The organism is Polaribacter sp. KT 15 (assembly GCF_900143115.1).
Classification (GTDB): Bacteria; Bacteroidota; Bacteroidia; order Flavobacteriales; family Flavobacteriaceae; genus Polaribacter; species Polaribacter marinaquae.
On the sequence record NZ_LT670850.1, the window covers coordinates 2,043,382 to 2,059,544 of the forward strand.

Sequence of the window (16,163 nt, forward strand, 5' to 3'; positions counted from 1 at the left end):
AATGATGAGTCAAAAAATTCCGAAATTAACAGTTGTAGGGGCAGGCCCTGGAGATGTAGATTTAATCACATTAAAAGCTATTAAGGTTCTAAAATCTGCAGATGTAGTATTGTATGACGCCTTGGTAAATGAAGAGTTGTTAGATTATATCAACCCAAATGCAGAACAAATTTTTGTAGGTAAAAGAAGAGGTTGTTATAGGTATCAACAAGAACAAATTAATGACTTAATTGTAGCGAGAGCAAAATCTCATGGGCACGTGGTTCGTTTAAAAGGTGGTGATCCTTTTATTTTTGGTCGTGGTGCAGAAGAAATGGAATATGTAGCAAATTATGGAATAGAAACTGCAATGGTGCCTGGTATTTCATCTTCATTAGCGGTGCCAGCATATCAAAATATCCCCTTAACAAAACGTGGTAGTTCAGAAAGTTTTTGGGTTATTACAGGTACTACAAAAGAGCATAAATTATCTAATGATGTTGCATTAGCAGCAAAATCGAATGCTACAGTAGTGGTTTTAATGGGAATGGGTAAACTACCAGAAATAATTAAATTGTTTCAACAAGAAAATAAAAATAATTTACCTGTAGCAATCATTCAAAACGGTACAAGAACTAACGAAAAAGTTGGTATTGGAACTGTGGATACAATTGTAGAGATTGTAGAGAAAAACGAATTGAGTAATCCTGCAATTATTATTTTAGGTGAAGTTGTAAACCACAGAGCAATTTTATCAGAAGTTAAGCAAGAGTACTCTAGAGTTTTAATCCAATAATATATGCTGATGGAAAGAAATAATTTATATCCGATTTTTTTAAAAACTAAAAATTTAGAGGTTTTAATTGTAGGCGGTGGTTTTGTGGCAGAAGAGAAGCTTACATTTTTGCTAAAATCTAGCCCAGATGCAAATGTTACCATGGTTTCGCCAATGTTTAGACCAGGCACAATTTCTTTAGCAAAAACCGGAAATGTAAAGTTAATTAAGAAAAAATATAGCAGACGGTATTTAAAAAAGAAACATATAGTTGTTGCAACTACAGATATTCCTGCAATAAATGAAACCGTATACAAACATTGTAGAAAACGAAGTATTTTGGTTAATGTAGCAGATAATCCGCCTTTTTGCGATTTTTATATGGGCGGAATTGTAACTAAAGGAAACGTAAAAGTTGCAATTTCTACAAACGGAAAATCACCAACAACAGCTAAGAGGTTACGTCAGTTTTTTGAAGAAGTTATTCCAGAAAACATAGATGATTTAGTAAAGAATTTAAACGAGTACAGAAAAACTATCAAAGGAGACTTTGAGGAAAAAGTAGAAAAGCTAAACGAATTCACAAAAAGTTTAGTAGAAAAATAAAATAGCTATTAACCTTTAGCTTTTGTAATAAGCAAAAGGCCAAAAGCGAAAAGTCAAAAGCAAACAATTATGATTACAACAGATATATTAATTATTGGTGCAGGACCAACAGGTTTATTTACAGTATTTGAAGCAGGTTTATTAAAATTAAAATGCCATTTAATTGATGCTTTGCCACAACCAGGAGGTCAGTGTTCAGAAATTTATCCAAAGAAACCTATTTATGATATTCCTGCTTATCCAGAAATTTTAGCAGGAGATTTAACAACTAAACTATTAGAACAAACCAAACAGTTTGAACCAGGCTTTACCTTAGGAGAAAGAGCAGAAACAATAGACAAACAAGATGATGGTACTTTTATTGTAACAACCAATAAAGGAACAAAACATCACGCTAAAATAGTTGCAATTGCAGGTGGTTTAGGATCTTTTGAGCCTAGAAAACCGAAAATTGATAATCTAGAAAGTTTTGAAGATAAAGGTGTTGAGTATATTATAAAAGAACCAGAATTATACAGAGACAAAAAAGTTGTAATTTCTGGAGGGGGAGATTCTGCTTTAGATTGGGCAATTTTCTTGTCTGATGTAGCATCAGAAGTAACTTTAATTCATAGAAGAAACGAGTTTAGAGGTGCTTTAGATTCTGTAGAAAAAGCACAAGAATTAAAAAACTTAGGCAAAATTAATATTATTACACCTGCAGAAGTTAAAGGCATTATTGGTAAAGATAAAGTAACAGGTGTTGCTGTAGAAAAGAAAGGTGAAGATGCTTTTATTATTGATACAGATCATTTTATACCGTTATTTGGTTTGTCACCAAAATTAGGGCCAATTGGTAATTGGGGATTAGAAATTGAGAAAAATGCTATTAAGGTTAACAATGCGTTAGATTATCAAACCAATATTCCGGGTATTTATGCAATCGGAGACGTAAATACATATCCGGGTAAATTAAAATTAATTTTATGTGGTTTTCATGAAGCAACTTTAATGTGCCAAAGTGCCTACAAAAGAATATTTCCAGATAAAAAATATGTAATGAAATATACTACTGTTGGTGGTGTAGATGGTTTTGACGGAACAAGAAAAGAGGCACCAAAAGCTGTTGTAAAAGCAATAGAGTAGTCAGTTATCTGTTAGGTTTCCGTAACTTTGCAGACAATATTATTAAAAGTGAAGCAGATGCAAGACATCAACATAAAAATTACAGATAGAAATGGCGTAACACATGATGTTGTTGCACCAACAGATATGGCAATGAACTTAATGGAAGTTGTTCGTTCCTACGAGTTAGCAGAAGAAGGTACAATTGGTATTTGTGGTGGCATGGCAATGTGTGCATCTTGTCAATGTTACGTGAATTCTGAACATGATTTGCCAGAAATGACAGATGATGAAGATGCAATGTTGGCAGAAGCTTTTAATGTAGAAGACAATAGTAGATTAGGTTGTCAAATACAAATTACGCCAGAAATAGACGGTTTAGAAGTAGAATTGGCTCCAGAATCTTAATTTATATATATGAATGAGGTTTCTGCAAATATAAAAGAACAAAACTATAGCATGTGTTTAAGAGATGCTGTAGAGGTTTTTACAAAAGAATTAATTAATTGCTTATTTGATACTAATTATAATAGTATTAATGGTGAAGCTACTAAAAATAAATTTTTAAAAATCTTAGAGAGATTATCTATTGAAAATGAGGCATGCTTTTGGCTAGATTTCGAAAAATCTTTTAAAGAAATTAGAAGAAAATTAGATTTAGATGCATTAGCGGCTTTAAATAGTGATCCTGCTGCAAAGAGTTTAAGAGAAATATATTTAGCTTATCCTGGTTTTTATGCAATTGCAGTGTATAGATTAAGTAATCAATTATTAAAACAAAAAATACCCGTTTTACCAAGAATGATGAGTGAATTTGCTCATAGCACAACAGGTACAGATATTCACCCAGGAGCACAAATTGGCGATTCTTTTTTTATTGATCACGCGACAGGTATAGTTATCGGAGAAACAACGGTTATAAAAAACAATGTTAAAATATTTCAAGGTGTAACTTTAGGAGGAATTCAAGTTAAAAAAAGCATGGCTTCTACTAAAAGACATCCAACAATAGAAAATAACGTAGTTATTTATGCAAATGCTACAATTTTAGGCGGAGATGTTGTTATAGGAGAAAATTCTGTTATTGGTGCAAATGTTTGTGTAACAGAAACTATTTTAGAAAATTCTGTTGTAACTGTGCAATCAGAAAATAAAATTTTTCAAAGAAATTAATTAAATGAAAACAAAAAGTATCATAGATTTTGTAGGTAATACACCATTAGTAGAAGCGCAAAATATCTTTAAAAAAGACGGTGTAAAGCTACTTTTAAAATTAGAAGGTAACAACCCAGGCGGAAGTGTAAAAGATAGAGCAGCTTATAATATGATTTCTGAAGCTTTAAGAAGAAAAAATATTAAGAAAGGAGACACTTTAGTAGAGGCAACAAGTGGTAATACCGGAATAGCATTGGCTCTTATGGCTAAAGTTTTAGGTGTAAATATGGTATTAGTTTTACCCGAAAACTCAACGGTAGAAAGAGTAAAAACGATGCGTGCATATGGCGCTAAAGTTATTTTAACTCCTGCAGATTTAGGTATTGAAGGATCTAGAGATTATGCTTTAAAATTAAAATATAAAAAAGGATATTTTAGATTGAATCAGTTTGATAATACAGATAATTCTAAAGCGCATTATAAAACAACGGGTCCAGAGATTTGGAGAGATACAGAAGGAGAGGTAACACATTTTGTTGCTGCTATGGGAACTACAGGAACTATAATGGGAGTTTCTGATTATCTAAAAGAGCAAAATAAAGAAATTCAAATAGTTGGTGCTCAACCTGTAGACGGTGCAAAAATACCAGGAATTAGAAAATGGCCACAAGAATACTTGCCTGCAATTTTTACAAGATCTAAAGTAGATCAAGTAATAGAAGTAAGTGAAGAAGAAGCTAAGGCAATGACACAAAGATTAGCATCCGAAGAAGGAATTTTTGCAGGTATGAGTAGTGGAGGTTCTATAGCAACTGCTATAAAAGTTGCAGAAAAATTAGAAAAAGGAGTAGTAGTTGCAATTGTTTGTGATAGAGGTGATCGATATTTATCTTCAACTTTATTCGAAAAAGACTAACAAATATTTAAGTAACTTTTGTTATTTATAAGAATTATAAAAGCAAAAGTTATTTAAATTTTTAATATAATAATTCTACAAATAAATAAATAATGCGTTTATTTGTAGTTCAGTTCATAAACTTATTAATTACGTTATCACGAAAGGTAGAGGGATTAGACCCGATGAAGCCTTGGCAACCTCTCATTTTTATGAGAAAGGTGCTACATTCTACAAGTTTTTTCTAAACTTGACAGATAACAGCAAAGAATTTTACCTTTCCTGATGACATATATTGATAAAAATATCAAAAAATGTCAGAGATATACAAAGCTTTACAAGAACGAATTTTAGTTTTAGATGGTGCAATGGGCACAATGCTACAAGCTTATAAATTTACAGAAGAAGATTTTAGAGGAGAACGTTTTAAAGACTATCCTAGTCCGCTTCAGGGTAATAACGATCTATTGTCCATAACTCAGCCAGAAGCTATAAAAACCATTCACGCAAAATATTTTGAAGCTGGTGCAGATATTATAGAAACAAATACTTTTTCTGGTACTACAATTGCAATGGCAGATTATCAAATGGAAGATTTAGTGTACGAGCTAAATTATCAATCTGCAAAAATTGCGAAAGAAGTTGCAAATCAATTTACAGCAAAAGAACCACATAAACCTCGTTTTGTTGCAGGTTCTATAGGACCAACAAATAGAACTGCAAGTATGTCTCCAGATGTTAACGACCCTGGTTTTAGAGCAGTAACTTTCGATCAATTAAGAATTGCTTACAAACAACAAGTAGAGGCCTTATTAGATGGTGGTGCAGATATTTTATTAGTAGAAACTGTTTTTGATACGTTAAATGCTAAAGCAGCCTTATTTGCTATAGAAGAAGTTAAAGCTGCTCGAAATATAGAAGTTCCAACCATGTTAAGTGGTACAATAACAGATGCATCAGGTAGAACTTTATCTGGGCAAACTGCAGAAGCTTTTTTAATTTCGGTGTCTCACATTCCGTTGTTATCTGTAGGATTTAATTGTGCCTTAGGTGCCAATTTATTGCAACCACATTTAGAGGCAATAGCAAATAAAACAGACTTTGCAATATCTGCACATCCAAATGCAGGTTTACCAAATGCTTTTGGAGAGTATGATGAATCTCCTGAAGAAATGGGAGAACAAATAGAAGAGTATTTAAAAAAAGATTTGATAAATATTATTGGTGGCTGTTGTGGTACATCTCCAGAACATATAAAAGTAATATCAAATTTAGCTTCAAAATATAAGCCACGTAAACTTTAATAAAGGTAGCCTAATGAAGATAAAACAAACAAAATATATGAAATTGTCTGGTTTAGAACCTTTAATTCTAAATGAAAACAGCAATTTTATAAATGTAGGAGAACGAACCAATGTTGCAGGATCACGCAAGTTTTTAAGACTTATTAAAGAAGAGAAATTTGATGAAGCTTTAGATATTGCAAGACATCAAGTAGACGGTGGTGCGCAGATTGTAGATATTAATATGGATGATGGTTTGATAGATGGAAAAGAAGCCATGGTTCGTTTTTTGAATTTAATAGCTGCAGAACCAGATATTTGTAGAGTTCCTATGATGATAGATAGTTCTAAATGGGAAATTATTGAAGCGGGTTTACAAGTTGTACAAGGAAAATGCGTTGTAAATTCTATTTCATTAAAAGAAGGAGAAGAAAAATTTATTTGGGAAGCAACTCAAATAAAAAGGTACGGAGCCGCAGTAATTGTAATGGCTTTTGATGAAGTTGGACAAGCAGACAATTACGAAAGACGTATAGAAATAGCCAAACGCTCTTATGATATTTTAGTAAACAAAGTTGGTTTTGCATCCGAAGATATAATTTTCGATTTAAATATTTTTCCTGTGGCAACAGGTATGGATGAACATCGAAAAAATGCTCTTGATTTTATAGAAGCAACGCGTTGGGTGCGTCAGAATTTAGAAAACGTTTCTGTAAGTGGAGGAGTAAGTAATGTGTCGTTTTCTTTTAGAGGAAATAATACTGTTAGAGAAGCAATGCACTCTGTTTTCTTGTATTATGCGATACAAGCAGGTATGAATATGGGAATTGTTAACCCAGCAATGTTAGAAGTGTATGATGATATTCCGAAAGATTTATTAGAACATATAGAAGACGTAATTTTAGATAGAAGAAACGATGCTACCGAACGTTTATTAGATTTTGCAGAAACGGTAAAAGGAACTAAAAAAGAAAAAACTGTCGATTTATCTTGGAGAGAAAACCATCTACAGGATAGAATTACGCACGCTTTAGTTAAAGGAATTGACGCATTTATTATAGAAGATGTAGAAGAAGCTAGACAACAAGCAGAAAAACCAATTGAAGTTATCGAAGGGAATTTGATGATTGGTATGAATGTAGTTGGAGATTTATTTGGTGCAGGAAAAATGTTTTTACCACAAGTTGTAAAATCTGCTCGAGTTATGAAAAAAGCGGTCGGTTATCTAAATCCTTTTATAGAAGCAGAAAAAGGCGAAGAACAAAAAGCATTAGGTAAAATATTAATGGCAACAGTAAAAGGAGATGTTCATGATATTGGTAAAAATATTGTTTCTGTAGTTTTAGGCTGTAATAATTACGAGATTGTAGATTTAGGAGTTATGGTACCGCCAGAAAAAATTATTGAAGCTGCAAAAAGAGAAAAAGTAGATGCAATTGGTTTAAGCGGATTGATTACTCCGTCGTTAGATGAAATGGTGTATTTAGCCAAGGAAATGGAACGTCAAAATTTTAAATTACCATTATTGATTGGTGGTGCAACAACTTCTAAAGCGCATACAGCAGTTAAGATAGATACGCAATATAAAAACGCTGTGGTTCATGTTAATGATGCTTCTAGAGCAGTAACTGTTGTTGGAGATTTGCTGAATAAAAAAACCAATAACGACTATGTAGCAAAATTAAAGAAAGATTATGATGAGTTTAGAACTAAGTTTTTAAAACGAGGTAAAGAGAAATCATATATTTCTATAAAAGAAGCTCGTACACGTAAGTACAAAATTGATTGGCAAACTACTGAAATTGTAAAGCCAAAAGAATTAGGAATTCAGACTTTAGAACAGCTAAGTTTAAAAGAATTAGTGCCTTTTATAGATTGGAGTCCTTTTTTTAGAAGTTGGGATTTACATGGTAAATTTCCTGATATTTTAACAGATGAGGTTGTAGGCGAGCAAGCAACAATAATGTACAAAGAAGCAAATGTTATGATCAATGAAATTATAGCAAATCAATCTTTAAAACCAAAAGCAATCTTTGGTTTGTTCGAAGCAAATACTATTAACGAAGATGATATTTCTGTACATAAAAAAGGAGGAGAAGAATTTGTTTTTAGAACTTTAAGACAGCAGTTAAAGAAAAGAGAAGGTATACCAAACCATGCTTTAGCAGATTTTATTGCGCCTAAAGAATCTGGTAAAAAAGATTTTATGGGTGCTTTTTGTGTCGGAATTTTCGGGGCACAAGAATTGGCAGAAAGTTATAAAGCTAAAGAAGATGATTATAATGCAATTATGGCACAAGCAATTGCAGATCGTTTTGCCGAGGCTTTTGCAGAATATTTGCACAAACAAATTAGAACAAAACATTGGGGGTATGCTCTTGATGAAAAATTGTCTAATGATGATTTAATTAAAGAAAATTACAAAGGTATTCGTCCGGCGCCAGGTTATCCTGCTTGCCCAGATCATTTAGAAAAAGAAACAATTTGGAGCTTACTTAATGTAGAAAAACAAATAGGTGTTAAACTTACAGAAAGTTTGGCAATGTGGCCTGCAGCTGCTGTTTCTGGTTATTATTTTGCAAATAAAGAAGCTAAATATTTTGGTTTGGGTAAAATGACAGACGATCAAGTTACAGATTATGCAAAACGTAAAGGAATTTCTAAAGAAAAAGCTAGAAAATGGTTGCATCCAAATTTAGCAGAAGAGTAAGCCTGCGTTAGCGATTGTAGTGACATCCTTTTTTGAGGAACGAGAAAAAGATATAACGAAAAGCGCGACCTGAAAGGAAACGCCCAAAAGAAATAATTAATTAACAATTAATTTTATTTAAACTAACAACTAATAAAAGAAGAAATAAGAGTTTTGCAGTAAATATTAAAAAAATGAAAAAACATAGAATTGAAATAGTTTTCTTTCTAAGGCTTTTAACATTAACTGTAACTGCATTAACAATAGCTTATTTCATCTAGATTACTGAATAAATTCAGGAACGATGAAGATTACAGATCATATTAAAGAAGCCAACGGAAAAACATTATTTTCATTTGAAATTATTCCGCCCAAAAAAGGAAATAATATTCAAGAATTATACAACAACATAGATCCTTTAATGGAGTTTAAACCTCCGTTTATAGACGTAACAACTTCTAGAGAAGAATATGTTTATATAGATAAAGGTAACGGTTTGTTAGATAGAAAAATTACTAGAATGCGACCAGGTACAGTTGGTATTTGTGCTGCAATTAAACATAAATATGATGTAGATACTGTGCCACATGTGCTTTGTGGTGGCTTTAGTAAAGAGGAAACAGAGTATGTTTTGGTAGATTGCCATTATCTAGGTATTGATAATGTTATGGCGTTAAGAGGAGACGCGATGAGCCATCAAAAGTATTTTGAACCAAATAAAGACGGAAATCATTATGCAAAAGATTTGGTTTCTCAAATTCAGGATTTAAACTGCGGAAAATATTTACACGAGGTTGTAGAGGCGTCAAATAAATCTGACTTTTGTATTGGTGTTGCAGGATATCCAGAGAAGCATTTAGAATCACCATCTTTACAAACCGATTTAAAACGATTAAAAGAAAAGGTTGATGCTGGGGCAGATTATGTTGTAACTCAAATGTTTTTTGATAATCAGAAATATTTTGAATTTGTTGCAGCAGCCAAAAATGCAGGTATAAATGTGCCTATAATACCAGGAATTAAACCCATTGCAGTTAAACGTCACTTACAGTTATTGCCACAAGTTTTTAAAATTGATTTACCAGAGCCTTTAATTACTGCTATAGAAGATTGTAATAATAACAAAGCTGTTAGACAGGTTGGTATTGAGTGGGCAATACAGCAATCTAAAGAATTGTTAGCTGCAGGTGTACCTGTTTTACATTATTATTCTATGGGAAAAAGTGATAATGTACAAGCTATTGCTACTGAACTTTTTTAAAGTTTTAAAATTTTTATATCTTTAAAAGGTGCTAGTTTTAGATGAAGAATTATTAATTTTTGATTTGAAATGGCTTGATTTATAACATAATCTATATTTGTAAGCATAAAGACTATTGATAGACTAATAGTAAAAAGTAATTTTTTTGAAATATAGAAAGTAAAATTTTTGTTTACTTTTGCAGTACAAAATTAGAAATAAGAACTTTTAAAATATAAAAAAATGGCATTAGAAATAACAGACGCAAATTTTGAAGAGGTAGTATTAAAATCTGATAAACCAGTATTAGTAGATTTTTGGGCTGCTTGGTGTGGACCTTGTAGAATGGTTGGGCCAATTGTAGATGAAATTCATACTGAATATGACGGTAAAGCTGTTGTAGGTAAAGTAGATGTAGATGCAAACCAAGAATTTGCAGCTAAATATGGTGTTAGAAATATACCAACAGTTTTAATATTTAAAAACGGAGAAGTTGTAGACAAGCAAGTAGGTGTTGCACCTAAAAACGTTTACACAGGTAAAATTGATGCTGCTATATAAGTAGTATTAACATATTAAATAAGATAAAGGTTTGGCTAACGTCAAACCTTTTTTTATTTTGGTAGTATGGTAAATTCATCCGAAATTAAATCATCAGAAATAAAAAACTTAGACATTCTTGCAAGACAAGTTGTAGAAGGTTTTATAACAGGTATTCATAAAAGTCCTTTTCATGGGTTTTCTGTAGAATTCTCTGAACATAAACTATACAATAAAGGCGAAAGTACAAGACATATAGATTGGAAGTTATTTGCTAAAACCGAAAAATTATACACCAAAAAATACGAAGAAGAAACAAATTTAAGATGTCATATTATTATTGATAATTCTGCTTCTATGCATTATCCTGTCGTAAAAAAACAGACTATAAATAGTTTAAACAAAGTTGGCTTTTCTGCAATTGCCGCTGCTGCTTTAATGGAGATTCTTAAGAGGCAAAGAGATGCGGTTGGTTTAAGTATTTATTCTGATGTTTATGAATATTACGCGCCAGAGAAAGGAAGTGATCGACATCGAAAAATGCTTTTACATCAATTAGAGCAATTACTAACAACTACTTCTAAAAATGCTACAGAAACGTATAAATTTCTTCATGAAATTGCAGAAAAGATTCATAGGAGGTCTTTAATTTTTGTTTTTACAGATATGTTTCAGCCAAATAAACAGAATGATTCTTTATTTGAAGCACTAAAACATCTAAAATATAATAAACATGAGGTTGTTTTGTTTCATACTTATGATCAAAAAACTGAATTTGATTTTAATTTCGATAATTCTCCAAAAAAATTTATTGATATAGAAACTGGTCAAGAAATTAATGTTTTTGCAGAAAATGTTCAGGAAAAATACCAGGAATTAGTAAATGAGTATTTTAAAAATCTAAAAAACAAATGTTTACAGTATAAGATAGATTATGTTCCTGTAGATATTAATAAAGGTTTTAATGATGTTTTAACTGCTTATTTAATCAGTAGAAAAAAAAATATTTAATTTTTTTAAAAAAATGCTTGCAGATATTAAAAACTGTGTTATATTTGCAACCGCTAAGAGCAACGGTCTGGTAGTTCAGCTGGTTAGAATACCTGCCTGTCACGCAGGGGGTCGCGGGTTCGAGTCCCGTCCAGACCGCAAAAAGCATCTCAATTTTGAGATGCTTTTTTCATTTTAGAATATTTTGTAAATTTTACCCCAACCAACCTTCTCTGTCTAAACTTCGATATTGTATTGCTTCGGCAATATGATCTGGTGCTATTTCTTCAGTATTGGCTAAATCTGCAATTGTTCTAGAAACTTTTAAGATTCTATCGTAAGCTCTGGCAGATAGATTTAATTTTTCCATAGCAGTTTTTAAAAGGGTTTTGCTTTCTTGAGAAAGTTTACAAAATTGTCTTATTTGTTTCACGTTCATTTGAGCGTTATAATGAATGTTCTCAAAATCTTTAAATCTTTTAGATTGTAGTTCTCTAGATGCGGTTACTCGCTTTCTAATCTCTACAGAAGATTCACCTTTTCTTTCTTCTGATAATTTATCAAAAGGAACAGGTGTGACTTCTATATGAATGTCTATTCTATCTAATAATGGACCAGAAATTTTACTTAAATATCGTTGCATTTCTTGCGGAGTAGAAGTCATGGGTGAGTTAGGGTCATTAAAAAAACCACTCGGACTAGGATTCATGCTAGCTACCAACATAAAACTACAAGGATAAGTTACTGTAAATTTAGCTCTAGAAATGGTAACGTCTCTATCTTCTAGTGGTTGACGCATAACTTCTAATACATCTCTTTTAAACTCTGGTAATTCATCTAAAAAAAGAACACCATTATGAGAAAGAGAAATTTCTCCTGGTCTTGGATATTGTCCGCCACCTACTAATGCAACATTTGAAATTGTATGATGTGGGCTTCTAAATGGTCTTTGATATAACAGACCTTCATTTTTAGTTTTACCTACTACAGAATGTATTTTAGTGGTTTCTAATGCTTCATGCAGTGTCATTGGTGGTAAGATAGAAGGCAATCGTTTTGCAAGCATTGTTTTTCCAGATCCTGGTGGTCCAATTAGAATAATGTTATGGCCACCAGCGGCTGCAATTTCCATACATCGTTTTATGGATTCTTGTCCTTTTACATCCGAAAAATCAAATTCTGGGAAATCGATATTTTTGTAAAACTCTGCGCGCGTATCTACAACTGTAGGTTTAATTTTTTCATCATCATTAAAATGATTGATAACTTCAAGAATGTTCTCTACACCTAAAACTTCTAAATTATCTACTATCGCTGCTTCTTTTGCGTTTTCTTTCGGTAGAATTAAGTACTTGTAACCTTCTTCTCTCGCTTTTATGGCAATAGGTAATGCTCCTCTTATGGGTTGTAAACTTCCGTCTAGAGAAAGTTCTCCCATAATTATGTATTCGTTTATGTTTGGTGATTTAATTTGATTAGAAGCGGCAAGAATACCTACAGCCAATGTTAAATCATAAGCAGCTCCTTCTTTACGAATATCTGCAGGAGCCATGTTTATAATGATTTTTTTACCAGGAAGTTTGTAGTTATTGTTATTTAATGCTGCTGAAATTCGGTAGGAACTTTCTCTAACAGCGTTGTCTGGCAAACCTACTAAATGGTAGCCAATACCTTTGTCTATATTTACTTCTACGGTAATTGTAGTTGCCTCAATACCGAAAACGGCTGAGCCATAAACTTTTACAAGCATACTTTTTTCTTTAAATATAAAGAAAAAAAGTATGCTTTAGTTTTTATTTATGCAGAGTTTCTACTTGCGTTAATATTTCCGAATAAAGAACGCATCACCATTTTCTCATATATTTCTAATTTTTCTGAGTTTTCATCAGAATTTTGAAGTTCTTGAATTTGTTTTAAAGCAAATTGCTGAATTGTAAGAAGTGGTAAAACAATCTGTTCTCTAATTTCTATAGAAGCTTTTCCAACTGGAAAGTTTTCCATTAAATTTTTGTGACCAGTAAGTTTTAAAAGTAGCCTTTTGGTTGTCTTGTATTCTTCGTAAATTAGTTTCCAGAAATCACCAAATTCTTTATCGTTAGCCATGTATGCTGTCAATTCGAAAAAAGATTTTGTTAAACTCATCATACTGTTTTCTAGCAAGGTTTTAAAGAAGTCAGATTCATTGTAAAATGCAATTACTTCATCAAATCTATCTGCATCTTCATATTTCTTTAAAGCAGTTCCTACTCCAAAAAATCCTGGTACGTTTTGTTTTAACTGGCTCCAGCTTCCAACAAAAGGAATTGCTCTAAGAGCAGAGAAGTCTAATTTATCTGAACCACCACGTTTACTTGGTCTACTACCAATGTTGGTTTTAGCATAGTATTTTAACGTACTCATTTTTTCTAAGTACGGTAAAAACTGCGGATGATTTTTAAAGTCGACATAAGTTTGGTAGCTGGTAGCTGCCATGTCTTCTATTAATTCTCTATTTTTTTCGTTTAATTGATCTTTTGTAAAAATATCATTTTTAATACCAGAACTTAATAATTGCTCTAAGTTGTATTGTGCAGAATTTTCTGTACCAAAATTAGAACTAATCGTTTGGCCTTGTATTGTTAGTTGAATTTCTTTGTCTTCTATTGTTGGTCCTAAAGATGCGTAAAATTGGTGTGTTTTTCCTCCACCACGAGCAGGAGGTCCTCCACGTCCGTCAAAGAATATTACTTCAATATCAAATTCTCTAGAAACTTTTGTTAATGCTTCTTTTGCTTTAAAAATTCCCCAATTTGCCATTAAATATCCACCATCTTTAGTTCCATCAGAAAAACCTAACATTATAGTTTGTTTGTTTTTTCTCTTTTCTAAATGATATCTATACGTTCTATTACTATACAATTTACGCATTACTTCTTCTGCATTTTGTAAATCTTCTACTGTTTCAAAAAGCGGAATAACATCTACAGGTAATTCGTTTTCAAAGCCACAAAGGTTAAGCATTGCAAATGTTTCCATAACATTTAGCGCGGTTTGATTGTTACTTATAATGTAACGGTTTGCACCTCTTTCTCCGTTTCTTTTTTGAATTTCTTTTAAAGCATAAATAGATTCTATTGTACTTACAGAAGTTTCATCGCTTAAAGATTTTGGATCGATGCTTCCTTTAACAACAGATAAAATTTCTATTTGTTCATCTTCTGGTAAATGTTCGTAGTTTTTAGGAAAAGTAGTATCGCCAGTTTCTTGTAAATCTTTAACAATTTGAGTAAAAGCTTTATGATGCACTCTACTGTCTTGTCTAATATCTAAAGTTGCAAAATGGAAACCAAAAATTCTAACTTTGTTAATAAAATCATCTAATTCTTCTATAAATAAAGATTGATGTTTTGTTTCTACAATTTTTCTTGCCTCTGCAAGTTCTTGTAATAATATGCCTTGAGAAAAGTTTACTTTACTATAACTTCTTACAACGTGTTTGTAAAGTCGCTTTTCAATCTTAGTTAAAATCTCTTGAACGCCATCAAAAGTAAAGCGTCTTTTAAGTTTTCTAACATCTCTATAATAACTTCTTAAAACAGATTGCCTTAACCTTTCTGCAACGTCTAAAGTTATTTGGGTTGTTACAAATGGGTTACCATCTCTATCACCACCAGGCCAAAAACCAAGATCTATAATTTCGTTATCCATCGGATTTCCGTCATAGATATTGTTTTGAATGTAGTTGTATATTTTACTTACAGAATGGTAAAAGACGTTTTCTAAATACCAAATTAAACTTACAGCTTCATCAAAAGGTGTTGGTTTCGATTTTTTATAAAAAGGCGTTTTACCTAATTGTGCTAAAAGTTTTTTAATTAAAAGCAAGTCGTCATTTTGAATTGCTTTGTCTAAATCTGTAATAATACCTAAAACAGAACCTGGGTAAAATTGTGTTGGATGCGCAGTTAAAACAACTCGAACTTTAAATTCTTCTAAATAAGCTTTTAATGCTTCTTTCTTTTCACCTAAAATGGCAGTTTCTTTAGAGTTTCTTAGTGTACCAACTCCATCCATATTATTAACAACAGGAAAAGCGGCGTCTTCTATAGCATCAAACAATACAACTTGTCTTTCTATATATTGTATAAAACGAAATAATAAATCTGTTTTTTCTTTTTCTGAAGGATTTTCTTGGTATTTGCTAAAAAAAGCATCTACAATTTCTGTAGGATTTTTACCTTCTTGAAAACCTTTTTTACATAACTCATTAAACAATGGCAATAAAACACCGGTATTATTTATGGTGTCGAATGGCAAAGTCATAAAAATACTGTTGTAAATTTGATATTTAGACAATACGTTTTCGTTAAAACGAGCTAGCTTAGGTAATCCTGACATATTCTATTATTTTTATAGAGTAAATCTACAAAAAAGCAAGGTTTCAGAACTTAGGTTTTTACTAATAATTAACAAAAAAATTACGAAAACGATATAAATTTTATGTTTTTTTGATGAATATAGAATTTATTGTTTATTCAAGAAATATGGCTGAATTCTATTCTCTATACATTGAAGATTCCATCTTGTTGGGTCGTTCTTGTATCTAAAACCCTTTAAATAGTAGTTGTTTTGATAATTGTTATAATCATCATAAATAAATTCTGATGGTTTTTTATCAATATTTAGAAAATTGATAGCCATTATGTTGTTTTCGATATCTTCTACATTAAGTGTTACAAAATCAAAAGAATTTAAGTTTAATTTAGAGTTCAGTTTATAAAAACTATTTGGGTTGTTGCTAAAACTATTAATTGTATAAATACTTGTTGGTGCTTTTGTTACTTTGATATCTTTATCTTGAGAAAAGATAAGGTTGCTGATTAGCATAAAGATTGTTAAAAAGATAAGTTTTGCCTTCATAATTAAAA

Annotated in this window: 14 protein-coding genes, 1 tRNA gene and 1 riboswitch; of the genes, 12 read left to right on the forward strand and 3 right to left on the reverse strand. The window is 31.6% G+C overall.

Features of this window, described 5'->3' with window-relative positions:
• Positions 1-4: 4 nt before the first annotated feature.
• The 12 genes from cobA to B5464_RS09200 all read left to right on the forward strand — a co-directional run bounded on the left by cobA (position 5) and on the right by B5464_RS09200 (position 11,415).
• Positions 5-775 carry a uroporphyrinogen-III C-methyltransferase gene (gene cobA, locus B5464_RS09145; protein ID WP_079739003.1) on the forward strand — a complete coding sequence of 257 codons (771 nt, stop codon included), beginning with the start codon at positions 5-7 and terminating at the stop codon, positions 773-775.
• Between the two features lie 9 nt (positions 776-784).
• Positions 785-1,360 carry a bifunctional precorrin-2 dehydrogenase/sirohydrochlorin ferrochelatase gene (locus tag B5464_RS09150; protein ID WP_079738115.1) on the forward strand — a complete coding sequence of 192 codons (576 nt, stop codon included), beginning with the start codon at positions 785-787 and terminating at the stop codon, positions 1,358-1,360.
• Positions 1,361-1,429: 69 nt separating this feature from the next.
• Complete coding sequence (locus B5464_RS09155; RefSeq protein ID WP_079738116.1) at positions 1,430-2,485, forward strand: NAD(P)/FAD-dependent oxidoreductase; 1,056 nt, start codon at positions 1,430-1,432, stop codon at positions 2,483-2,485.
• 57 nt (positions 2,486-2,542) lie between these two features.
• On the forward strand, positions 2,543-2,872 hold the full coding sequence (locus B5464_RS09160; protein WP_077811087.1) for a 2Fe-2S iron-sulfur cluster-binding protein: 330 nt from the start codon (positions 2,543-2,545) through the stop codon (positions 2,870-2,872).
• A gap of 9 nt (positions 2,873-2,881) precedes the next feature.
• Positions 2,882-3,637: a serine O-acetyltransferase EpsC gene (epsC, locus tag B5464_RS09165; protein ID WP_079738117.1), complete on the forward strand. Its 756-nt coding sequence runs from the start codon at positions 2,882-2,884 to the stop codon at positions 3,635-3,637.
• Positions 3,638-3,641: 4 nt separating this feature from the next.
• Positions 3,642-4,535, forward strand: coding sequence for a cysteine synthase CysM (gene cysM, locus B5464_RS09170; RefSeq protein ID WP_079738118.1), 894 nt, complete (start codon positions 3,642-3,644; stop codon positions 4,533-4,535).
• A 131-nt stretch (positions 4,536-4,666) separates the two neighbouring features.
• A riboswitch (SAM riboswitch) is annotated at positions 4,667-4,778 on the forward strand.
• Between the two features lie 50 nt (positions 4,779-4,828).
• Complete coding sequence (locus tag B5464_RS09175) at positions 4,829-5,818, forward strand: homocysteine S-methyltransferase family protein (RefSeq protein WP_079738119.1); 990 nt, start codon at positions 4,829-4,831, stop codon at positions 5,816-5,818.
• 13 nt (positions 5,819-5,831) lie between these two features.
• Positions 5,832-8,507 carry a methionine synthase gene (gene metH, locus B5464_RS09180; RefSeq protein WP_079738120.1) on the forward strand — a complete coding sequence of 892 codons (2,676 nt, stop codon included), beginning with the start codon at positions 5,832-5,834 and terminating at the stop codon, positions 8,505-8,507.
• Positions 8,508-8,790: 283 nt separating this feature from the next.
• On the forward strand, positions 8,791-9,747 hold the full coding sequence (gene metF, locus B5464_RS09185; RefSeq protein ID WP_079738121.1) for a methylenetetrahydrofolate reductase [NAD(P)H]: 957 nt from the start codon (positions 8,791-8,793) through the stop codon (positions 9,745-9,747).
• Positions 9,748-9,969: 222 nt separating this feature from the next.
• On the forward strand, positions 9,970-10,287 hold the full coding sequence (gene trxA / locus B5464_RS09190) for a thioredoxin (RefSeq protein WP_036783166.1): 318 nt from the start codon (positions 9,970-9,972) through the stop codon (positions 10,285-10,287).
• A 66-nt stretch (positions 10,288-10,353) separates the two neighbouring features.
• Positions 10,354-11,277 (forward strand): DUF58 domain-containing protein, encoded by a 924-nt coding sequence (locus B5464_RS09195; RefSeq protein ID WP_079738122.1) that lies wholly within the window; start codon positions 10,354-10,356, stop codon positions 11,275-11,277.
• 64 nt (positions 11,278-11,341) lie between these two features.
• Positions 11,342-11,415: transfer RNA gene (locus B5464_RS09200), tRNA-Asp, on the forward strand.
• A gap of 55 nt (positions 11,416-11,470) precedes the next feature.
• Here B5464_RS09200 and B5464_RS09205 read toward each other — a convergent pair.
• The 3 genes from B5464_RS09205 to B5464_RS09215 form a co-directional block, all read right to left on the reverse strand.
• Entirely contained in the window at positions 11,471-13,006 is a 1,536-nt protein-coding gene (locus B5464_RS09205; protein ID WP_079738123.1) for a YifB family Mg chelatase-like AAA ATPase, read from the reverse strand.
• 47 nt (positions 13,007-13,053) lie between these two features.
• The gene (locus B5464_RS09210) at positions 13,054-15,633 is read right to left on the reverse strand and encodes a phosphoenolpyruvate carboxylase (RefSeq protein ID WP_079738124.1); all 2,580 of its coding nucleotides are present in this window, start codon (positions 15,631-15,633) and stop codon (positions 13,054-13,056) included.
• Positions 15,634-15,759: 126 nt separating this feature from the next.
• Positions 15,760-16,155: a hypothetical protein gene (locus tag B5464_RS09215; protein ID WP_079738125.1), complete on the reverse strand. Its 396-nt coding sequence runs from the start codon at positions 16,153-16,155 to the stop codon at positions 15,760-15,762.
• Between the last annotated feature and the right edge of the window lie 8 nt (positions 16,156-16,163).